At 64.1% G+C, this 19,659-nt stretch carries 20 protein-coding genes; 9 read left to right on the top strand and 11 right to left on the bottom strand.

Translation table 11 applies throughout. The features are described from left to right. Positions 1-2: 2 nt before the first annotated feature. Complete coding sequence (dapA, locus tag CBW66_RS03790; RefSeq protein ID WP_086137105.1) at positions 3-1,040, bottom strand: 4-hydroxy-tetrahydrodipicolinate synthase; 1,038 nt, start codon at positions 1,038-1,040, stop codon at positions 3-5. Next, on the bottom strand, positions 1,037-1,336 hold the full coding sequence (locus tag CBW66_RS03785; RefSeq protein WP_230492100.1) for a hypothetical protein: 300 nt from the start codon (positions 1,334-1,336) through the stop codon (positions 1,037-1,039). The genes dapA and CBW66_RS03785 overlap by 4 nt, the downstream gene beginning before the upstream one ends. 217 nt (positions 1,337-1,553) lie before the next feature. On the opposite strand from CBW66_RS03785, the gene CBW66_RS03780 reads away from it, so the two are divergent. Continuing rightward, positions 1,554-2,555 (top strand): gamma-glutamyl-gamma-aminobutyrate hydrolase family protein, encoded by a 1,002-nt coding sequence (locus CBW66_RS03780; RefSeq protein ID WP_086137104.1) that lies wholly within the window; start codon positions 1,554-1,556, stop codon positions 2,553-2,555. After that, complete coding sequence (locus CBW66_RS03775; RefSeq protein ID WP_086137103.1) at positions 2,552-3,631, top strand: alginate lyase family protein; 1,080 nt, start codon at positions 2,552-2,554, stop codon at positions 3,629-3,631. Before CBW66_RS03780 ends, CBW66_RS03775 begins: the two co-directional genes overlap by 4 nt. Positions 3,632-3,688: 57 nt before the next feature. On the opposite strand, the gene CBW66_RS03770 is transcribed toward CBW66_RS03775, so the two are convergent. From CBW66_RS03770 to CBW66_RS03750, 5 genes are all read right to left on the bottom strand, one after another. After that, entirely contained in the window at positions 3,689-4,819 is a 1,131-nt protein-coding gene (locus CBW66_RS03770) for a YbdK family carboxylate-amine ligase (protein WP_086137102.1), read from the bottom strand. Next, positions 4,820-6,007, bottom strand: a complete 1,188-nt coding sequence (locus CBW66_RS03765; RefSeq protein WP_170932835.1) for a cation:proton antiporter — start codon at positions 6,005-6,007, stop codon at positions 4,820-4,822. Between the two features lie 312 nt (positions 6,008-6,319). After that, a complete protein-coding gene (locus tag CBW66_RS03760; protein ID WP_086137100.1) occupies positions 6,320-7,489 on the bottom strand; it encodes a VWA domain-containing protein in 1,170 nt (389 codons plus the stop codon). After that, positions 7,483-8,121 (bottom strand): GNAT family N-acetyltransferase, encoded by a 639-nt coding sequence (locus tag CBW66_RS03755; RefSeq protein WP_086137099.1) that lies wholly within the window; start codon positions 8,119-8,121, stop codon positions 7,483-7,485. The genes CBW66_RS03760 and CBW66_RS03755 overlap by 7 nt, the downstream gene beginning before the upstream one ends. Before the next feature lie 9 nt (positions 8,122-8,130). Further along, positions 8,131-9,000 (bottom strand): MoxR family ATPase, encoded by an 870-nt coding sequence (locus CBW66_RS03750; RefSeq protein ID WP_086137098.1) that lies wholly within the window; start codon positions 8,998-9,000, stop codon positions 8,131-8,133. Positions 9,001-9,232: 232 nt separating this feature from the next. On the opposite strand from CBW66_RS03750, the gene CBW66_RS03745 reads away from it, so the two are divergent. Together CBW66_RS03745 and CBW66_RS03740 are read left to right on the top strand one after the other, a co-directional pair. Further along, entirely contained in the window at positions 9,233-9,562 is a 330-nt protein-coding gene (locus CBW66_RS03745) for a cytochrome c (RefSeq protein WP_046684254.1), read from the top strand. Positions 9,563-9,576: 14 nt separating this feature from the next. Beyond that, entirely contained in the window at positions 9,577-9,918 is a 342-nt protein-coding gene (locus CBW66_RS03740; RefSeq protein WP_086137225.1) for a cytochrome c, read from the top strand. 13 nt (positions 9,919-9,931) lie between these two features. Here the strand turns inward: CBW66_RS03740 and norR are convergent, their stop codons facing one another. Beyond that, on the bottom strand, positions 9,932-11,482 hold the full coding sequence (gene norR / locus CBW66_RS03735; protein ID WP_086137097.1) for a nitric oxide reductase transcriptional regulator NorR: 1,551 nt from the start codon (positions 11,480-11,482) through the stop codon (positions 9,932-9,934). Between the two features lie 150 nt (positions 11,483-11,632). On the opposite strand from norR, the gene nirK reads away from it, so the two are divergent. Genes nirK through CBW66_RS03720 form a run of 3 tightly spaced genes read left to right on the top strand, consistent with a single transcriptional unit; the run spans position 11,633 to position 16,130 of the window. Continuing rightward, entirely contained in the window at positions 11,633-13,123 is a 1,491-nt protein-coding gene (gene nirK, locus CBW66_RS03730) for a copper-containing nitrite reductase (RefSeq protein ID WP_086137096.1), read from the top strand. A 29-nt stretch (positions 13,124-13,152) separates the two neighbouring features. Beyond that, entirely contained in the window at positions 13,153-13,830 is a 678-nt protein-coding gene (gene ytfE / locus CBW66_RS03725; protein WP_086137095.1) for an iron-sulfur cluster repair protein YtfE, read from the top strand. 14 nt (positions 13,831-13,844) lie between these two features. After that, the gene (locus tag CBW66_RS03720) at positions 13,845-16,130 is read left to right on the top strand and encodes a nitric-oxide reductase large subunit (protein ID WP_086137094.1); all 2,286 of its coding nucleotides are present in this window, start codon (positions 13,845-13,847) and stop codon (positions 16,128-16,130) included. Positions 16,131-16,265: 135 nt separating this feature from the next. Here the strand turns inward: CBW66_RS03720 and CBW66_RS03715 are convergent, their stop codons facing one another. Both CBW66_RS03715 and CBW66_RS03710 read right to left on the bottom strand, forming a co-directional pair. Further along, positions 16,266-16,688, bottom strand: a complete 423-nt coding sequence (locus CBW66_RS03715) for a DUF1841 family protein (protein WP_070218599.1) — start codon at positions 16,686-16,688, stop codon at positions 16,266-16,268. A gap of 105 nt (positions 16,689-16,793) precedes the next feature. Continuing rightward, positions 16,794-16,994, bottom strand: a complete 201-nt coding sequence (locus CBW66_RS03710; protein WP_139841569.1) for a hypothetical protein — start codon at positions 16,992-16,994, stop codon at positions 16,794-16,796. On the opposite strand from CBW66_RS03710, the gene CBW66_RS28890 reads away from it, so the two are divergent. Further along, complete coding sequence (locus CBW66_RS28890; protein ID WP_170932834.1) at positions 16,993-17,139, top strand: hypothetical protein; 147 nt, start codon at positions 16,993-16,995, stop codon at positions 17,137-17,139. The two genes, CBW66_RS03710 and CBW66_RS28890, sit on opposite strands and share 2 nt — an antisense overlap. Continuing rightward, positions 17,132-18,721, top strand: a complete 1,590-nt coding sequence (mqo, locus tag CBW66_RS03705; RefSeq protein WP_230492101.1) for a malate dehydrogenase (quinone) — start codon at positions 17,132-17,134, stop codon at positions 18,719-18,721. Before CBW66_RS28890 ends, mqo begins: the two co-directional genes overlap by 8 nt. A 287-nt stretch (positions 18,722-19,008) precedes the next feature. Here the strand turns inward: mqo and CBW66_RS03700 are convergent, their stop codons facing one another. After that, positions 19,009-19,641, bottom strand: a complete 633-nt coding sequence (locus tag CBW66_RS03700) for an RNA pyrophosphohydrolase (RefSeq protein WP_086137091.1) — start codon at positions 19,639-19,641, stop codon at positions 19,009-19,011. Positions 19,642-19,659: the final 18 nt, after the last annotated feature.

Raw genomic sequence — 19,659 nt, 5'->3', positions numbered from 1 at the left:
GTTCATCCGTGATGGCGATGATCATCTTGGCGCACGGCTGGCATGATGTTGGCGGAAGAAACCAGCTGCAGCAGACAGCCTTCGCGTGCTTCCTCCCTGTCGCCCGCGGTCCATGCGGGCAGCTGCATCAGGGGTTCGAGCGCTTCGGCCAGGGCGGCCTGGCCGGCGGAAGACATGGGCGTCATCGGCAGGCGCAATGCGTCGCGTACCTTGCCCTGCATGGCCAGCGCGGCCTTCACGGGAGCGGGATTTGGTTCGGCAAACAGCAGGCGGATGACGGGCAGCATGGTCTTGAACAGGGCGCCGGCGGCGCCGTGGCGGCCCTGCCTGACGAGGTGGTACAGCTGCGCATACAGGTCGGGGCGCACCTGGGCGGCGGCCGACATGGCGCCGTGGCCGCCCATGGACAGGCTGGCCAGCAGCAGCGCGTCGTCGCCGCACAGCACGTCCAGGCGCGTGTCGAGCAGCAGTTCGCCCAGCTGCTGCAGCTTGCCGCCCGCTTCCTTGATGGCGACGAAGTGCGAGTCGCGCGCCAGCAGCGCCGCCGTCTGCGGTTCGATATTGACGCCCGTGCGGGCCGGCACGTTGTACAGCACGATGGACTGGTCGGTGGCGGCGGCGATGGCCTGGAAGTGGCGCACGATGCCGTCCTGCGAAGGGCGCACATACGCTGGCGCCGAGACCAGCAGGCCGGCCAGCGGATGGTCGTTGTAGCGCTGCACGGCGGAGACGACGCTGCGCGTATCGCTGCCGCCTATCCCCATGACGACGGGGAAGCGGGGACCGACGGCTTCGAGCACGCTGTCGAGCAGCATGCTCTGTTCCGCGGCGCTCAGCATGGCCGCTTCGCCCGTGGTGCCGCACACCACCAGGCCATCGACGCCGCTGGCGGCCAGTTCGCATGCGAGCTGCTGGGCCGCGTCGAAGTCGATGTCGCCATCGCCGTCGCAAAATGGCGTGACCATCGGCACCCAGATGCCCTGGAAATGCGCGGTGATGCGCGATGACGACATCGCCTGTTCGCAGGTGTACTGGTTCATAGCGATTTCCCCTGGCTGATGCGGCCAAATTCCGCCGCCGGCAGCAGGCGCATGACGGCATCCATGGTCAAGCGCAGGGCCGGTTCCGTCACGCACAGCCAGACTTTCATGCGCTCGGCATGATCGACCGCTTCGACGCGCATGAACGACAGCATGCCGCCGCAGGTCTTGACGACCAGCTGGCGCAGCTCGGCCAGGCAGGACTTGTCGACCGTGATATGCATGAGAAAGGTGGGCAGGCGGGGATGGCGGTGGGGCAGTGCTTGATGCGATTGCAGGCGTGAATGGGGTTCCATGGTGGCTTTGCAGCGGTGGTTGAGGTACGTTCAAGATTAGCAGCGGGGGCGTAAAGATTCTCTAAAAAGCGGGGCCTGCGGCGTAAACGGGCCGTATGCAGGCGGCGTGAGTGTGTTGCGCAGAGGCCCGCGCGTGGGCTTTTGTTACAAAATTGAATCGTGCTTTCGGAGATGGGGGTTTATATTGAAAACGTCTCCGCTTTCAGTCAGCCTTGCCATGTCAGACGAAAAAGATCCCCAGCAGCCGCCATCCACCGATCCCGCGGCGCCAGCGTCGTCCCGGCCCGACCGGGTAGGCCGCCGGGCGCCCGATGATGAGCACCGTGCGCGCGACGCCGCCCCCCGCTATTTGAAGGATAACGACACGCCGCTGGCGCTGGCCTGGCGGGTGATCTCGTCGCGCTACCGTTCCATGCGCGACAAGGCCAGCCGCGATTTCATGCGGCGCACCCTGCGCATCGGCATCTCGGCGCGCATTTTCCATCCCGAGCCGGGCGCCACTGGCCTGCGCAGCAAGAACCTGCAATACCTGGAAGAGTCGATCGCCCAGTGGGTCATGTCGCGCGACGTGCTGGTGTTCATGATCCCGACGGTCAATACCAGCGGCCAGCTACACCCGAGCAATATCACCCTGCGCCACTATGCGCGCCATCTGGACGGCCTGGTGCTGCAGGGCGGCGCCGACGTCTCGCCGCAGACGTATTCCGAGGCGGCCACGCGGCCCGAATGGAACGGCGACCGCGCGCGCGACCTGTACGAACTGGAGCTGCTGCACGAATTCGTCGACGCGGGCAAACCCGTGCTGGGTATTTGCCGCGGCTGTCAACTGATCAACGTGGGCTTTGGCGGCACCCTGTACCAGGACATCGCTTCGGACGTGGCAGGCGCCACTTCCCATGTCAACGACCTGTATGACCGCCACCGCCATACCATTGTCTTCCCGAAAGGCTCGTCCCTGGCGGGCATGTTCCCGAAGACGGGCGAGGCGCTCGTCAATTCCATCCACCACCAGTCGGTCAAGGACCTGGGGCGCGACGTCACCGTGGAAGCGTATTCGCAAGGGGACAACATCGTCGAGGCCATCCGCTACCAGCGGGCGCGCTTCGTCATGGGCTTGCAGTGGCACCCGGAATTCCATTCGGCGGGCGGCGTCGAACTGCTCGATTGCACGCCCATCCTCGATAATTTTTTGCGCGCGGCGCGGGAGACGCGGTTTTGAGTACGCATCTGATCCGCCGGCGCACCGTGCTGGCCGGCCTGCTGGCGCTGCCACTGGCGGGCTTGCGCGCGGCGCCGCACCCGCATGAAGGCGCGCTGCCGTTTGCGCTGACGTCCGCCGCGCGCGCCCGCACGCTCAAGGCGCGGGTGGCGCCCGCCATCGCCGGACAGGTGGTCAAGGCGGCGCGCAAGGACGCGGCGCGGCCCGTGCACCTGATGGCCGAAGTGCGCACGGGCGGCTTGCTGAAGGGAGAGGGCGGGCGCGAGACCAGCCAGCAGGCGCAGGAAGACTGGCGCCAGGCGAGACTGCAGGCGCTGGCCTGGCGGCTGTCGGGCGAGATGGCGCATTTCGAGGCGGCGCGCCAGCTGCTGCTGGCCTGGAGCGGCACCTACCAGCCCTCGTTCAGCCCTGTCGACGAGACGGAGCTGGCCAGCCTGCTGATGGGATACGACCTGGTGCAGGAGCGCTTGAACGGCATCGAGCGCGAGCAGGTGCAGGCGTTTTGCCGCACCCTGGCGCAGGGCTACCTGAGCGATCCCGTCAAGGTGGGCGGCCCCTCCACGGCCCGCAACAACTGGCACAGCCACCGCATCAAGATCGGCACGGCCGCCGCGTATGTCACGGGCGACGCCCTGCTGGTCGCGCGGGCGAAGGAACGCTTCCTGGCGCACGTGCCGCGCAATATCGGCGTCGGCGGCGTGCCCTTCGACTTCGAGCAGCGCGACGCCCTGCACTACACCACCTATAGCCTGGAGCCGCTGCTGACGACGGCCCTGATGGCGCAGGCGCATGGCGACGACTGGTATGGCGCGCCGGAAGCGCGGCGCCTGGTCGAGGCGCTGGCCTGGCTGGCGCCGTATGCGCAGGGCAAAAAGACGCACGAAGAGTTCGCGAAAAGCGCCGTGCCCTTCGACCGCAAGCGCGTGGCCGCCGGCGAAAAGGGCTTTACGGGAAATTGGGAGGCCAGGGGCGCCGCCAATGTGTATTTGCTGGCGGCGCGCTTCGATCCCGCCTGGCTGCCGCTGGCACTGGAATTGCGCCCGCCAGCCTGGGCGCTGGCGCTGTACGGCGCGTAGTGAAAACTTCGTGCGCACGGTGAACATCACATTGCTACGTTACTAGGCAGCGCAACGTCAGTAGTTCATGGGCTCGCCACGGAAGCAGCGGATGGCCGAATCGACCATGCCCTCGGCGCTGCCCTGCACGTTGTGCTGCTTGCGCAGGTATTGCGCGTCGCTCCATTGCTTGGCCACGTCCGACAGGTGTTTCAGGGCCGGCGTGCTGCCCAGCGCCTCGGCGTGCGGTTCCATCTTGCGCAGCGTGGTCATGATGTCTTCGCGCAGCGACATCGTTTCGTAGGTTTTCGGATGCGTGATGGCGCCATCGAGGCCGAAGCGGCAAGCCTGGAAGCGGTTGTAGTTATACACGAGGTAATCGTCTTCCACGGGCGGCGCTTCGCGGCGTTCGAGCAGGTAGCGGCACAGGGCCTGCAGGTAGGCGGCCAGGGCGGCGGCCCGTTCCACCGTCAGCGGCGTGTCGCACACGCGCAGTTCGATGGTGCCGAATTCCGGCTTGGGCCGGATATCCCAGTAAAAGTCCTTCATGCTCTTGATGATGCCGGTGTTCTCCATCTTGGCGAAATACTCGTTGGAGAACTGGTCCCAGCTCAGGGTGAACGGTGCGCGTCCGCTCATGGGAAAGGCGAACACGGAATTCAAACGGGCCGAATCGAACAGGGTGTCGCGCCCCTGCACGTAGGGCGAAGACGCCGACAGGGCGATGAAGTGCGGGATGTAGCGGTTCAGCGAATGCAGCAAGAACATGGCGTCGTCGCCCGAGGCGCAGCCGATGTGCACGTGCTGGCCGAAGATGGTGAACTGCTTGGCCAGGTAGCCATACAGTTCCGAGATTTCCTGGAAGCGGGGCTTGGAAAAGATCTTTTGCGACGACCATTGCTGGAACGGGTGCGTCCCGCCGCCCGCGATGCCGATATTGAGCTTGTCGCCGGCCGTGATCAGGGTGTCGCGGATTTCCTGCAACTGCTCCAGCAGGGGGCCGTGATGCGTGTGCACGCTCGAGTTGATCTCGATCATGCTCTCGGTGATTTCCGGCGTGACGTTGCCGGGAAACGGCTTCTTGTTCAGCAGATGCAGCAGGTCGGGGCTGGCGGCCGTCAAGTCATAGTCCGACAGGTTAACCAGTTGCAGTTCGAGTTCGACGCCGAAGGTCAGCGCGGCCGATTGGCCAAAGGGTTCCAGCGGCATTTAGCGCTCCTTTATTTCGTGGGTTTCTTTGGCCAGCATCAGCACGCGCTGCACCAGCACGGGGCCGACCAGTTCCAGGCCCAGGGTGATGGCGGCCAGGGCGTTCAATTCGTCGCCGAAGTTCACGCCGTGCTGGCGCGCGTGTTCGAGCAGCAGGATGATGAAGACGGAAACGGGCGTCAGGGCCACGCCCGTCAGCACGCCCTTGCGCCAGGAAATGCCGCTCACATGCGAAAACGCGGCCACGCCGGCGACCTTCGTCAGCAACCGTCCGCCGACGACGGCCAGGGCCAGGCCCGCGCCGGCCGTCACGCTGGCCCATTCCAGGGTCGAGGCGGCATACACGAACAGCAGCACCGTCAGCAGCTCGCCCATGGCGCCGAAATTGCGCTGCGCCTGGCTGAAGGCGACCCTGCGGTGGCGCGCCACCAGGCCGAAGGTGAGGGTGGCCAGCAGCGGCGACAGGCTGGTGGTGTAGGTCAGGGCGACGAGCAGCATCACCGACAGGGCGAATGCCACGGTGGCGTCCTGCGCCATGTTGCCCAGGCGGCGCAGCATGGCCGGCACCACGATGCCGAAGACGGTGCCGGCGGCCACGGAGGCGGCCAGCACGGCGGCGCTGCTGCTGCTTGCCTGGATCAGGTCGGTGGAACTCTGGAACATCCAGAAGCCGACGATGATGTTGAACGTGAAGACGGCCAGCACGCAATTGAGGGCGGTGAGGTGGACGATGCGTTCCGTGACCTGGCCCGAGCTGCGTTCCTCGTTGATGACGCGCATTATGGTGGCCGGCGAGGTGGACATGGCCAAGGACGCCAGCAGCAGCGCCGTCATCGAGGTGGAACCGAATTCGATGCCGATGAAGTAGACGACGGCAAAGGTCAGCAGGGATTCGACCAGGCCCGTGACGGCGATCCACGGATTGTTCTTCAGCCAGCGCAGGTTGATGCGGTAGCCCACCTCGAACAGGATCAGGCCGAAGGCCACGTCGGCCAGCACCAGCATGGGGCCGGCGTCCGTCTGCGGCAGGATGCCTACCTGCGTCTGTGCGAGGACGAAGCCGATCACGCCGTAAAAACTGATGCGCGGCAGGCCAGTCCAGCGGTGGCCGAATTCGCCCGCCACCCAGGCCAGGGTAATGGCGAACGGCCAGGACAGGTCGGCGGCGATCGAGATCAGACTTTGCATGCTCATTCCTTTGATGTGGCGCTGGCACCGGCCGGCAGCACGGGGGCTGGCGCGGCAAGGTCGTGGTGCAGCGATGGTGCATGGTTTGCACACAGCGATGCGCCGATTCTACCGGAGCAGAAGGCGCGCACGATGTGCGCAATCGAACAGTGTCGCGGCCATGGCGGCCGCGCACGGGATGCAGCAGGGTGGGGCAGGGCCGGTACCGGCGTATGGTACCCGCCCGCAGCGGAGATGCTCCGCACGGTAGTGCCGTGTCGCAGTGTACGGCATGGCGGCCCTCTGCCGCCATGGACTTTTTGTTGCGTGCTTTTATTTACTGAGCAGACGCATGCCCCGTTCCAGCCCGTCGATCGACAGGGGGAACATGCGGTTGTTCATCAACTGCCGCATCACGCCGATCGACTGGCGGTATTGCCATAATCCTTCCGCTTCGGGATTGAGCCAGATGAATTTCGGGAATGCCTGGGTAAAGCGCGCCAGCCAGGTGGAACCCGCTTCCTCGTTGTTGTATTCGACACTGCCGCCCGGTTGCAGGATTTCATAGGGGCTCATGGTGGCATCGCCGACGAAAATCAGCTTGGTGTCGGGCGGGTATTTGCGCAGCACGTCCCAGGTGGGGAAACGCTCGGCGTTGCGGCGCCGATTGTTCTTCCACAGGTAGTCGTAGACGCAATTATGGAAGTAAAAGAATTCCATGTTCTTGAATTCCGTCTTCGCCGCCGAGAACAGTTCCTCGGTGCGCTCGATATGGTCGTCCATGCTGCCGCCCACGTCGAGCAGCATCAGCACCTTGATGCGGTTCTTGCGCTCGGGCCGCATCCTGATGTCGAGGTAGCCCGCGTTATTCGCCGTGGCGGCGATGGTGGCGTCGAGCGCCAATTCATCTTCCGCGCCTTCGCGCGCGAACTTGCGCAGGCGGCGCAAGGCCACCTTGATATTGCGCGTGCCCAGTTCGCGCTCGCCGTCGTAATCCTTGTAGCTGCGCGCTTCCCACACTTTCACGGCCGTGCGGTTGCCGCCCTTGCCGCCGATGCGGATGCCTTCCGGATTCGTGCCGCCATTGCCGAACGGCGACGTGCCGCCCGTGCCGATCCACTTGCTGCCGCCCTCGTGGCGCTCCTTCTGCTCCTTCAGCAGCTCGTTCAGGCGGTCCATCAGCTTGTCGTAGCCGAATTTTTCCAGCTGCGCCTTCTGCTCCTCGGACAGCTCGCGCTGCATGCGCTTGAGCAGCCAGTCGAGGGGTATCGCCGCGTTCGTGTCGAAAGCCGCGTTGACACCCTTGAAGTACTGCGCGAACGCGCGGTCGAACTTGTCGAAATGGGCTTCATCCTTGACCAGGGTCAGGCGCGCCAGATAGTAGAAATCGTCCATCGAGGCGTCGATGACGTTCTTTTGCAGCGCCTCGAGCAGGCTCAAGAATTCCTTGATCGAGACGGGAATCTTCGCATCCTTGAGCGTGAAGAAGAAGTCGATCAGCATGGCGCGCGCTCTCCCGCGCGGGACAGCGCGGCGATGGGGCGCTGCGCCAGCTTGTAGCGCAGATGGGCGGCAATCTCGGGCCACTCGCCGCGCGTGATGCTGTACATGACCGTGTCGCGCACGGTGCCGTCGCGGCGCAGCGCATGGTGGCGCAGCACGCCATCCTTTTTCGCGCCCAGGCGCTCGATGGCCGCCTGCGAGGCGTGGTTGAAATTGTCGGTGCGCAGGCCCACCAGCGCGCAACCGAGCGTGTCGAAGGCATGCGCCAGCAGCAGCAATTTGCAGGTGGTGTTGACGTGGCTGCGCTGGCAGCGCTTCGCATACCAGGTGTAGCCGATTTCCAGACGCCCGATGGCGGGTACGACGTCGTGGTAGCTGGTGGTGCCAAGCACCTCGCCGCTGGCCACGTCGATGACGGCAAAGGCGAAGCGCGAAGGGCGCATCTCGATGCCCTTGAAAATATACTGGTCCACCTGCTCCGGCTCGGGCACGGAGGTGACGCGCAGATTCCACAGCTCGCCATCCATGGCCGCCGCGCGCAGGCCCGGCGCGTGGTGCGGCGCCAGCGCTTCGAGGCGGATGCCGTGCAGTTCCAGCGGGACGAAGACTGCGTCAGGGCTGATGTCGTTCACCGGCGCTCCTTAGCGGTTGGTGCGCGACATGAACATCAGGCGCTCGAACAGGTGCACGTCCTGCTCGTTTTTCAGCAGCGCGCCATGCAGCGGCGGCACGACGGCCTTGCTGTCCTTGCTGCGCAGCGCGTCAGGCGGGATGTCCTCGGCCAGCAGGAGCTTGAGCCAGTCGAGGAATTCCGACGTCGACGGCTTCTTCTTCAGGCCCGGCACGTCGCGCACTTCATAGAAGGTCTGCAGCGCCTGCGCCAGCAATTCCTGTTTCAGGTGCGGGTAGTGGACGGCGACGATCTGCTCCATCGTATCCTTGTCCGGGAACTTGATGTAGTGGAAGAAGCAGCGGCGCAAAAAGGCGTCCGGCAATTCCTTCTCGTTGTTCGAGGTGATGATGACGAGCGGACGGTGGCGCGCCGTGACCATTTCGCGCGTCTCGTACACATAGAATTCCATGCGGTCCAGTTCGCGCAGCAGGTCGTTCGGGAATTCGATGTCGGCCTTGTCGATTTCATCGATCAAGAGCACCACCGGCTCGGGCGCCGTGAACGCCTGCCACAGCACGCCCTTGACGATGTAGTTCTGGATGTCGCGCACGCGTTCGTCGCCCAGCTGCGAATCGCGCAGGCGCGAGACGGCGTCATATTCGTACAGGCCCTGCTGTGCCTTGGTGGTCGATTTGATATGCCATTGCATCAGCGGCATGTTCAGCGCGGCGGCGACCTCCTCGGCCAGCATGGTCTTGCCCGTGCCCGGCTCGCCCTTGATCAGCAGCGGGCGTTGCAGTGTCAGCGCCGCATTCACGGCCAGTTTCAGGTCGGCGGTGGCGACATAGCTGTCGGAACCTTCGAAGCGTTGGCCTTGCTGGGTGTGCTGTGCTTGCATGAGCGGTCTGCCAAAGTAGGGAAATGGTGAGTATAAACAGAACTGTGGCGCACTGCCACGCCGACGGCCTGTGCCCGCCTGCCTACAATGCGGGTTTTATAGGTGGACTTGCAAGAATATCTTGGCTAGAATCGGCAACAGCAGATTAATTGTCAACCTTAATTGTCAACACATAAAATCAAAAAAAACCAGCTCTGGCGTTTCTCCGATTACCTCTGTTCACTTTGCCACTATGAAAAAAATATTTGCACTTCTCGTGCTTGCCGGCATAGCAAATGCCGTCACAGCGGCTGACATTGTAGGAAACGCCAAGGCAGCCCCTGCCAAGGTGGAAATGTGTATCGGCTGCCACGGCATCCCCGGTTACAAGGCAACCTTCCCGGAAGTGTTCCAGGTGCCGATGATCGGCGGCCAGCCGGCAAAATATATCGAGAACGCCCTGCAAGCCTACAAGAAGGGCGACCGCAAGCACCCCAGCATGAAGGGCATCGCCAGCAGCCTGTCGGACCAGGATATCGCCGATGTCGCCGCGTATTATGCGCAACAAGCCAAGCCGAACTGAGGACCAGCCAGATGATGAAAACACTACTCGCCGCCCTCGTTTGCGCCACCGTTTCGCTGTCCGCCAGCGCCGCCGGCAATATCAACACGGGCAAGGCCCTGGCCGAAAAATACAGCTGCGCCACCTGCCACGGCAAGGATTACGGTTCGCCCATCGACCCGTCCTACCCGAAACTGGCGGGCCAGCACAGGGATTACCTGGAACACGCGCTGACCGCTTATAAACGGGGCGACAAGGCCAACGGCCGCAACAACGCCATCATGACGGGCCAGGTGAAACCGCTGAGCAACCAGGACATCAAGGACCTGGCCGCCTACCTGCACAGCTTGCCGACCACCTTGGTAACCCACCGCTGAGCTTTAGCCCGGCTCAGGCTTTCAGTCCCACCCGGCGCGCCAGCTTGTGCAGATTGCTGGCGTCCAGCCCCAAGTGGCGCGCGGCGGCGGCCCAGTTATCCTGATGCTGGGCCAGCGCTTGCCGGATGGCCTGGCGCTGGCTCGCTTCCACGATCTGATGCATGGACAGCGGCGCCGCCGCCGGCATGCCGCAGGCGGCCGGTGCCGGCGCGTCCGCGCCGGCCGGCGCTTCCAGCGCATCGAGGTCGAGCATATCCGTTTCCAGCGTGACGATATCCTTGCGGTCGGCGCCGCGGATCACCGCTTTCAGCGCGGCCCGGCTGATCACATGTTCGAGTTCGCGCACATTGCCCGGCCAGCGGTAGTGGCACAGCGCGTTTTCCGCCGCGGCCGACAGGCGCAGGCTGCGCAAGCCCAGGCGCGCGCGGTTCAGTTCCAGGAAGCCGCCGGCCAGCAGCAGCACGTCATTGCCCCGCTCGCGCAGCGGCGGAATCGGCACCGGATACACGGATAAGCGGTGGTACAGGTCGGCGCGGAACGAGCCGTCGCGCACATGTTCGCGCAGGCTGCGGTTGGTGGCTGCGATCACGCGCACGTTGACCCTGCGCGGCCGGTCCGCGCCCAGGCGCTGGATTTCGCCATTTTGCAAGGTGCGCAGCAGCTTGGCCTGTATGGACAGCGGCAATTCCCCCACTTCGTCGAGGAACAGGGTGCCCCCTTCGGCCGCCTCGAAACGCCCCGGCCGGTCGCTGACGGCGCCGGAAAACGCGCCGCGCACATGGCCGAACAATTCGCTCTCGGCCAGCGATTCGGGCAAGGCCGCGCAATTGACGTGGATCAATGGCTTGCCCGCGCGGCGCGACAGCCGGTGCAGGCGGTGCGCGCACAATTCCTTGCCCACGCCCGTCTCGCCCAGCAGCAACACCGGCAGTTCGGAATCGGCCACCACCTGCAGCTCGTGCAGCAGCTGCGTGATGGCGCCGCTCTGGCCGACGAAGTCGTGTTCCTCGCGCGGCGCCTGCGCATCGGCCAGCATGGCGCCGCCCGACAGGCGCAGGGCGCGGATTTCCGTTTCCAGCCGGGTCACGCGCACGGCCGCCTCGATGGCACAAGCCAGTTCGCCCAGGTCGCGCTGCGCTTGCCCGTCAAAAGTGCCCACCCGCAGCGCGTCGAGCGTGATCACGCCCCAGCGCTCGCCTTCCAGGTCGAGCGCCATGCCCATGCAGTCGTGCACGGGCAGCGGCTCGCCGGCCCGCTCGGCGATCAGGCCATCGTAGGGATCGGGCAGGGAGCTGTCGTGATGGAAGCACAGCACGCCGCGCCGCTGCAGGATGGCGGCCAGGCGCGGATGGTCGGCGACGGCGAAGCGCCGCCCCAGCGCATCGCTGGCCAGGCCGGCCATCGCCACGGGAAGCAGGTGCTCGCCATCGAGTTTCAGCAAGGCCACGGCTTCGCAGCCGAAGTGCGCGCGCAGGCTGCCGACCAGGCGCTGCAGGCGCACGGCAACGGGCAGGTCGGCGACCAGGTCGGTGAGCAGCAGCAGGTGGATGGCGGTGGTGGTCATAATTACCATGTAGGGTACAACGGACCGTACTGCAAAAGGGTCATATCGACCCTACATTTTTCAAATCGTTGATTTAAAACAAGTTTTTCCTGGCACGCGGTTTGCCTTGGTAAGAGTGCCGAACCGGCATACAAGACCAAGGAAAGCTTGATGAAAACGACTCCCTCCCTCCGCGCCATTGCCGCCGCCGTTTGCGTCCTGGCCATGCCCCTGTCCGTGCAAGCGCAGGCGAGCCTGCCGGCCAGCGCCGCCGCCACTGCCGCCAAATCCGCCGCCAAACCTGTCCCCACGCTCAAGCGCTATGAGCTGCAAACGAATATCGTCGACGGCAAGATGGTGTTCGTCGACGCCAAGGGGCAAGTCAACCCCGTGCTGGCGGCGAACGTGGGCGACACGGTCGAACTCGTGCTGAAAAGCGGCGAAGGCGCCGAACACGACCTGCTGATCCCGGAGCTGAACGTGGCATCAAGCAAGTTCAGCGCCAATAGCGGCAGCACCAGCGTGCGCTTCAAGGTCACGCGCGCCGGCACCTTCACCTATTACTGCTCGATTCCCGGCCACCGGCAGATCGGCATGGAAGGCAAGCTGGAAGTCGCCGGCACCTCGCTGGCCGAAGCCGGTGCGCCGAAGGCCGCCGCCGCCGGCGCTGCCAGCGAATCGGGCCAGGCCGCCGCGCTGGCACTGTACACGCCCGCGCCGTCGCCGATGCGCGGCCCCGATCCATCGGCCGTCAGCGTGGCCGCCAATCCTGCCTCGGTGCCGGCCGCCATCGCCGCGCGCGCGCCGCAAACCCTGAAATACCGCATGGAGACGGTGGAACTGCCGGGCAAGCTCGATGACGGCACCAGTTTTACCTACTGGACCTTCAACCGGCAAGTGCCTGGCCCGATGCTGCGCGCTAAGGTGGGCGACACGGTCGAGCTGACCCTGTTCAACGCCAGGGACAGCAAGATGATCCACTCGATCGACCTGCACGCGGTGACGGGCGGCCATGGCGGCGGACAGCATACGCAGGTGGCGCCGGGGCAGGAAAAGACGGTGACTTTCAAGGCGCTCAATCCGGGCCTGTTCGTCTACCACTGCGCCACGCCGCTGGTGCCGCAGCATATCGCGGCCGGCATGTACGGCATGATCCTGGTCGAGCCGGAAGGCGGTCTGTCAAAAGTCGACCGCGAGTATTACGTGATGCAGGGCGAGATGTACACGGGCCGTCCGCACGGCGCACCCGTGCACCAGGAGCCGAACCTGGAAAAAATGGCCAATGAGCTGCCCGACTACTACGTCTTCAACGGCGAAGTGGGCGCCCTGAGCAAGACGCACAAATTGCAGGCCAAAGTCGGCGAGACCGTGCGCATCTATTTCGGCGTCGGCGGCCCGAACAAGATTTCATCGTTCCACATCATCGGCGAGATCTTCGACAAGGTGTACAGCGAAGGCTCGATCAGCAGCCCGAAACACGACGTGCAAACCACGCTCGTCGCACCGGGCGGCGCGACCATCGTCGAACTCAAGGTCCAGCACCCCGGCAGCTATCTGCTGGTCGACCATGCGCTGTCGCGCGCCGGCAAGGGCGCCGTGGGCGTGCTGGAAGTGACGGGCGACCCCGTGCCGGGCGTGTATCACGCGGGCGCCGTGCAATAAATCTACCTATTCATCCTCAAGGAACTGTTATGGAAATGATCGACCAATCCCTGGGCCAGCTGGCCCGCCGCATCCCTGGCGCGACGCGCCTGTTCGATGCGCACCGCCTGGATTTCTGCTGCGGCGGCAACAAGACCCTGCGCGCGGCGGCCGAAGCGGCCGGCGTGGACGCTGCCCCCATCGTCAAGGAACTGCAAGTACTGGCAGGACGCGCGGACACCAGCGGCGAGCGTGACTGGCAGGATGCTGGCGCGCCGGAACTGGTGGAGCACATCCTGGCCCGCTACCACGCCGTGCACCGCGAGCAGCTGCCCGAGCTGATACGCCTGGCGCGCAAGGTCGAGCAGGTGCATGGCGACCGCACCGACTGTCCGCACGGGCTGGCGGAACACCTGTCGGCCATGGCGCAGGAGCTGGAAAGCCACATGCGCAAGGAGGAAGACGTGCTGTTCCCGATGATCGTGCGCGGCCAGGGCCCCCGGGCCGGCGCGCCGATCAACGTGATGCGCATGGAGCACGACGACCATGGCGTGGCCTTGCGCGCGATGGAGGCGATGACGAACGATATCACCGCACCTGGCGGCGCCTGCACCACCTGGCGCGCGCTGTACACGGGCTTGCGCACCTTCCGCGAAGACCTGATGGCGCACATCCATACTGAAAACAATATCCTGTTCGAGCGCTTTGCGCCGGCCGTGGTGCACTGACAAAGGAAAGACCGATGGGTCCCTACAAAAAACTCTGGTTCACCCTGATCGGTGTGCTGATCGTGACGTTTTCGCTGCTCGGCTACTACGGCACGGAAGTGTACCGCCAGGCGCCGCCGATTCCCGCGCAAGTGCTGGCGCAGGACGGCCGGCAGCTGTTCGACCGCGAGGGCATCCTCGACGGCCAGACGGCCTGGCAATCGGTGGGCGGCATGCAGCTTGGCTCCATCTGGGGCCACGGCGCCTACCAGGCGCCCGACTGGACGGCCGACTGGCTGCACCGCGAACTGACGGCCTGGCTGGAACTGGCCGCGCAAGAACTGCACGGCAAGGCCTACGCGGCGCTCGACGGCCCCGCGCAGGCGGCGCTGCGCGAAGCGCTCAGGCTGGAATACCGCGGCAACCGGACCGATGACGCGCAAGTGCTGCATCTGTCGGCGCGCCGCGTGCAAGCCATCGCCAACACGGCGCACTATTACGACCAGCTGTTCTCCGACGCACCGGCGCTGCATGCCAGCCGCGAACACTTCGCCATGAAGGAAAACACCCTGCCCAGTGCCGCGCGGCGCGCGCAGATGACGCAGTTCTTCTTCTGGACGGCGTGGGCTGCCGCCACCGAGCGTCCAGGCCAGAAAGTGACCTACACGAACAACTGGCCGCACGAACCGCTGATCGGCAACCAGCCCAGCGGCGAAAACCTCGTCTGGTCGGTCGCCAGCGTGGTGGTGCTGCTGGCCGGCGTGGGCTTCCTTGTGTGGGGCTGGGCCTTCCTGCGTGACCACGACGAAGCGCTGCCGGCCGCCGGCCCGCGCGATCCGCTCACCACTTTCGCGCTGACGTCTTCGCAGCGGGGACTGGGCAAATACCTGTTCCTGGTGGTGGCGCTGTTCATCTTCCAGGTCTTCATCGGCGGCTTTACGGCGCACTACACGGTGGAGGGGCAGCAGTTCTACGGCATCGACGTGTCGCGCTGGTTCCCGTATGCGCTCACGCGCACCTGGCACATCCAGGCGGCGCTGTTCTGGATCGCCACGGGCTTCCTGGCCGCCGGCCTGTTCCTCGCGCCCCTGATCAATGGCGGCAAGGATCCGAAGTGGCAGCGCCTGGGCGTCGACGTGCTGTTCTGGGCGCTGGTGCTGGTGGTCGTCGGCTCCTTCATCGGCAACTACCTGGCCATCGCGCAAATCATGCCGCCCGAGTGGAATTTCTGGCTCGGCCACCAGGGCTATGAATACGTGGACCTGGGACGCTTGTGGCAAATCGGCAAATTCGTCGGTATCCTGCTGTGGCTGGTGTTGATGCTGCGCGGCGTCGTGCCGGCCCTGCGCCAGCCGGGCGGCGACAGGAATCTGCTGGCGCTGCTGACGGCATCCGTGGGCGCCATCGGCCTGTTCTACGGTGCCGGCCTGTTCTACGGCGAACGCACGCACCTGTCGGTGATGGAATACTGGCGCTGGTGGGTGGTGCACCTGTGGGTGGAGGGTTTCTTTGAAGTGTTCGCCACGACGGCGCTGGCCTTCATCTTCTCGACCCTGGGCCTGGTGTCGGTGCGCATGGCCACGACGGCCAGCCTGGCCTCGGCCTCGCTGTTCATGCTGGGCGGCATACCCGGCACCTTCCACCACCTGTACTTTGCCGGCACCACCACGCCTGTGATGGCCATCGGCGCTAGCTTCAGCGCGCTGGAAGTGGTGCCGCTGATCGTGCTGGGCCACGAAGCGTGGGAAAACTGGCGCCTGAAGGAGCGCGCGCCGTGGATGGAAAACCTGCGCTGGCCGCTGATGTGCTTTGTCGCCGTCGCCTTCTGGAACATGCTGGGCGCGGGTGTGCTGGGCTTCATGATCAATCCGCCTGTGGCCTTGTACTACATCCAGGGCTTGAACACGACTCCCGTGCATGCGCATGCGGCGCTGTTTGGCGTGTACGGTTTCCTGGCGTTGGGCTTTACCTTGCTGGTACTGCGTTATCTGCGGCCCGACTACCGCTTCAGCCCTGCGCTGATGAAGACGGCGTTCTGGGGCTTGAACGGGGGGCTGGCGCTGATGATCTTTACCAGCTTGCTGCCGATTGGCATCATCCAGTTCCACGCCAGCGTCACGGAAGGCCTGTGGTTTGCCCGCAGCGAAGGCTTCATGCAGCAACCGCTGCTGCAGAACCTGCGCTGGATACGCACCTTCGGCGACGTGGTCTTCATCGTCGGCGCCGTCGCCATGGCATTGCAGGTGGTGCTGGGATTGATGGGAAGAGGGCCGGCACAGGTATTGCCTCAGCGTATGAAGGAGGCAGTCAAGCCGATGTGAGGTAGTACTGGCGTAACACCTGGAAAAACCGTAGCGAGCGGCAGCGATTTGTGGCTAAGAAGCGCAACCGTACACTAGTACGGTGAGCATCGCAGGCCGCAAAGCGCGACGCGCAGTAGGTTTTGACAGGTGTTCCTAGCGGCGGCGCACGCAGTCGATATAGGCATCCGTGTCGGGCGGCAAGCCCGAGCGCTGCGAAGCCCAGATCATCTGGCCCAGGCATTCCATCACTTCGTGCTGGGCCGCATGGGCCGAATCGAGGCGCTGGGTCAGCTGCTGGACGGCCGGGCGGATGCCGCGCGGCTGGTCCACCTGCACCTGCTCCGTGATCGACAGATGCATGGACAGGTGCAGGAAGGGATTGGCCTGGCCCCCTTCGACGGAGTAATCGCGCGCCAGCGCCGCTTCGACATCGGAGAGCTCGTTTTCATACTCGGGATGTTCGAGGATCCAGTCGAGCGCGATGGCTTCCATCGGCGTGAGGATTTCATGGGCGCGGTGCTTGCGCAAGGTGTCGCAAAAGAAGCGGCGCACGTCGTCGGAAGAGGGGTTGAACATGGCTGTAGGACTGTGGCTAAGGGGCAGCCGGCATTGTACCGCGTACATCAGCGAAGGGCATCGGGGATGCCCTTTTTGCCGTCCGGCGTCCGCTTTCGTGACCCGCTAGTCACCGCAATTTAATACCCTGCAGTAAGTATTATCCACTACCGCCACGGCCCGGCGGCGCCAAATAACGGTGATAAAATCGCCGCTCTTGATATTTGCACTGGACACGATGGCGATTTTGTTGCCATTGCTTGCTTCCATTGCCCGCACCTTTGCCACCAGATCTTGCTCCTGGCTTATCCCGGAGCGCGGCAGCATGCCTATCACCATCGACCTTGACCTGTCCGGCCGCCCTGGCGTTCCGGATGGCTGGCTGTTTTTCATTCAACACGGCGATGGTGCCGCCACGGTGGCGCGCAAGAATCATCCTTCAGTATTCATAAACGGAGTTACGTATGCGTAAATCGCTATTACTTTTGATGTCGTGCCTGATCCTGGCGGCATGTAACAAGACCCCTCCGGCCTCGTCCGAAAAACCGGTCGACGTGCTGCTGATCGGCGCCGGCACCATGAGCGCCACCCTGGGCAGCATGCTCAAGGAACTCGATCCCTCGCTGACGATGGAAATGGTCGAGCGCCTCGATTCCGTGGCCGCCGAAAGCTCGGATGCGATGAACAACGCAGGCACGGGCCACTCGGCATTTGCCGAACTCAACTACACGCCGGAAGCGGCCGACGGCAGCATCGAGACCAAGAAAGCCGTTGCCATCAACGAGCAATTCGAAATTTCCAAGCAATTCTGGGCTTATCAGGTCGCCAACAAGCACCTGGGTGCGCCGCAAACCTTCATCAACAACGTGCCGCACATGGCTTTTGTCTGGGGCGACGACAATATCGCCTTTTTGAAGAAGCGCTATGCCGCGCTGCAAAAGGAAAACCTGTTCAAGGGCATGCTGTACTCGGAAGATCAGGCGCAGATCGAACAATGGGCGCCGCTCATCATGCAGGGACGCGACAAGGGGCAGAAAGTAGCCGCGACGCGCATGGACATCGGTACCGACGTCAATTTCGGCAACCTCACGCGCGGCCTGGTGAAGTACCTGACGGACAATCACGGCATGGTGCTGCACCTGCGCCACCAGGTGGAAGACATCCAGCGCGGCGCCGATGGCGTGTGGAACGTGACGGTGAAAGACCTGGGCGCCGGCAAGGAAAAGACCGTGCGCGCCAAGTTCGTCTTCATCGGCGCCGGTGGCGGTTCGCTGCCGTTGCTGGAAAAATCGGGCATTCCTGAAGCCAAGGGCTACGGCGGCGTGCCGGTGGGCGGCCAATGGCTGGTGACCACCAATCCAGCGCTGGTGGCGGCGCATGCGGCCAAGGTGTACGGCAAGGCGTCCGTCGGTTCGCCGCCGATGTCCGTGCCGCATCTCGATACGCGCATCATCGATGGCAAGAAAGCCCTGCTGTTTGGCCCGTTCGCCACCTTCTCGACCAAGTTCCTGAAAAACGGTTCGTGGATCGACCTGCCGGCCTCGATCGGCACGGGCAACGTCAAACCGATGCTGCAAGCCGGCTACGACAATATTCCGCTGACCAAGTACCTGGTCGAGCAAGTGATGAACTCGCCGGAAGACCGCCTGAAAACCCTGCGCGAATACTTGCCGAACGCCAAGATGGAAGACTGGACCTTGCAAAACGCGGGCCAGCGCGTGCAGATCGTCAAGGATGACCCTGTCAAAGGCGGCTTGCTGCAGTTCGGCACGGAAGTCGTCGGCGCCGCCGATGGCAGCATCGTTGCCCTGCTGGGTGCCTCGCCTGGCGCCTCGACCGCGCCGCCGATCATGATCAAGGTGCTGCAAACGGCCTTCAAGAGCCGCCTGGCTACGCCGGAATGGCAAGCGAAGATGGTGGAAATGGTGCCGTCGTACGGTCAAAAGCTGAACGATGACCCGGCCCTGGCCAACAAGATCCGTCACTACAGCAGCGATATCCTGGGCTTGAAGGCCATTACGCTGGACGTGCCAGCGGCGCCTGCGGCCAACTAAATTGGCCGGTACGGCAGCAATGCCGTTCAGTTAAGCTGTCCGACGCATTTAAGGGCCAAGGCGTCAGGCGTAAGAACGTAAAAATGGCGGGCCGGCGACGCTCGCTTGGCCCGGTACACCTGTGCGGGCGACTGGAGCTTTAATCCGTTTTTCAGCTCTACTGGTCGCGTAGGGGCGCTATCTGAACGGCATTACCGGTACGGCAGGGTGTTCCTGCTGGCATGAAAAAAGGGGCAGCCTGTTCAGGCTGCCCCTTTTGCGTGGGAGCGTGCGTTCATTGCGGCGGACTACTCCTTGCCCGGCAGAATCAGCTCCGGCGTGCACCCTTCGGCGGCGATGCCGTCGCAAGGCTTGGCCGGTGCCGCGCCATCCTGTGCCCGTGGCGCATGGGGCTGGCGCAGGTAGCGCGACGTGTGGCGGTGCGCTTGCTGTGCGTTGCCATGCACGGGCCAGGTCAGGAAGCGGGACAGCTCCTGCAAGGCGCGCTGGTACACATCGCGTTTAAATTCAATGACGACATCGAGCGGGACCCAGTATTCATGCCAGCGCCAGGCGTCGAACTCGGGATGGTCGGTCAGGCGCAGATTGACGTCGTTATCGCGCGCGCACATTCTCAGCAGAAACCAAATCTGCTTCTGGCCACGGTAATGGCCGCGAATCTCGCGCTTGATGAAGTGGTCTGGCACTTCATAGCGCAGCCAGTCGCGGGTGCGGCCGACAATTTTGACGTGTTCCTGTCTGAGTCCGATTTCCTCTTCAAGTTCGCGAAACATGGCTTGTTCCGGTGTTTCGCCATATTTGATACCGCCTTGCGGAAACTGCCATGAGTGCTCGCGCACCCGCTTGCCCCACCACACCTCGTTCTGGGCGTTTAGCAGGATGATGCCGACGTTGGGCCGAAACCCTTCACGGTCGAGCATAATGCACCTCAAACTTTC

The organism is Janthinobacterium sp. GW456P (assembly GCF_002127655.1).
Taxonomy (GTDB): domain Bacteria; phylum Pseudomonadota; class Gammaproteobacteria; order Burkholderiales; family Burkholderiaceae_D; genus Janthinobacterium.
The sequence above is the reverse complement of the archived record's forward strand: the minus strand, read 5'-3'. Positions and strand labels throughout refer to the sequence as shown.

What these genes read in the sequence shown, in the direction of transcription:
- CBW66_RS03765 (WP_170932835.1), bottom strand. Translation starts at nt 6,007, where the DNA reads ATGCAAAGTCTGATCTCGATCGCCGCCGACCTGTCCTGGCCGTTCGCC.
- CBW66_RS03710 (WP_139841569.1), bottom strand. Translation starts at nt 16,994, where the DNA reads ATGCTGCCGCGCTCCGGGATAAGCCAGGAGCAAGATCTGGTGGCAAAG.
- CBW66_RS03720 (WP_086137094.1), top strand. Translation starts at nt 13,845, where the DNA reads ATGGGTCCCTACAAAAAACTCTGGTTCACCCTGATCGGTGTGCTGATC.
- norR (WP_086137097.1), bottom strand. Translation starts at nt 11,482, where the DNA reads ATGACCACCACCGCCATCCACCTGCTGCTGCTCACCGACCTGGTCGCC.
- CBW66_RS03785 (WP_230492100.1), bottom strand. Translation starts at nt 1,336, where the DNA reads ATGGAACCCCATTCACGCCTGCAATCGCATCAAGCACTGCCCCACCGC.
- CBW66_RS28890 (WP_170932834.1), top strand. Translation starts at nt 16,993, where the DNA reads ATGCCTATCACCATCGACCTTGACCTGTCCGGCCGCCCTGGCGTTCCG.
- ytfE (WP_086137095.1), top strand. Translation starts at nt 13,153, where the DNA reads ATGGAAATGATCGACCAATCCCTGGGCCAGCTGGCCCGCCGCATCCCT.
- CBW66_RS03700 (WP_086137091.1), bottom strand. Translation starts at nt 19,641, where the DNA reads ATGCTCGACCGTGAAGGGTTTCGGCCCAACGTCGGCATCATCCTGCTA.
- mqo (WP_230492101.1), top strand. Translation starts at nt 17,132, where the DNA reads ATGCGTAAATCGCTATTACTTTTGATGTCGTGCCTGATCCTGGCGGCA.
- CBW66_RS03770 (WP_086137102.1), bottom strand. Translation starts at nt 4,819, where the DNA reads ATGCCGCTGGAACCCTTTGGCCAATCGGCCGCGCTGACCTTCGGCGTC.
- CBW66_RS03760 (WP_086137100.1), bottom strand. Translation starts at nt 7,489, where the DNA reads ATGCTGATCGACTTCTTCTTCACGCTCAAGGATGCGAAGATTCCCGTC.
- dapA (WP_086137105.1), bottom strand. Translation starts at nt 1,040, where the DNA reads ATGAACCAGTACACCTGCGAACAGGCGATGTCGTCATCGCGCATCACC.
- CBW66_RS03750 (WP_086137098.1), bottom strand. Translation starts at nt 9,000, where the DNA reads ATGCAAGCACAGCACACCCAGCAAGGCCAACGCTTCGAAGGTTCCGAC.
- CBW66_RS03745 (WP_046684254.1), top strand. Translation starts at nt 9,233, where the DNA reads ATGAAAAAAATATTTGCACTTCTCGTGCTTGCCGGCATAGCAAATGCC.
- CBW66_RS03780 (WP_086137104.1), top strand. Translation starts at nt 1,554, where the DNA reads ATGTCAGACGAAAAAGATCCCCAGCAGCCGCCATCCACCGATCCCGCG.
- CBW66_RS03740 (WP_086137225.1), top strand. Translation starts at nt 9,577, where the DNA reads ATGAAAACACTACTCGCCGCCCTCGTTTGCGCCACCGTTTCGCTGTCC.
- nirK (WP_086137096.1), top strand. Translation starts at nt 11,633, where the DNA reads ATGAAAACGACTCCCTCCCTCCGCGCCATTGCCGCCGCCGTTTGCGTC.
- CBW66_RS03715 (WP_070218599.1), bottom strand. Translation starts at nt 16,688, where the DNA reads ATGTTCAACCCCTCTTCCGACGACGTGCGCCGCTTCTTTTGCGACACC.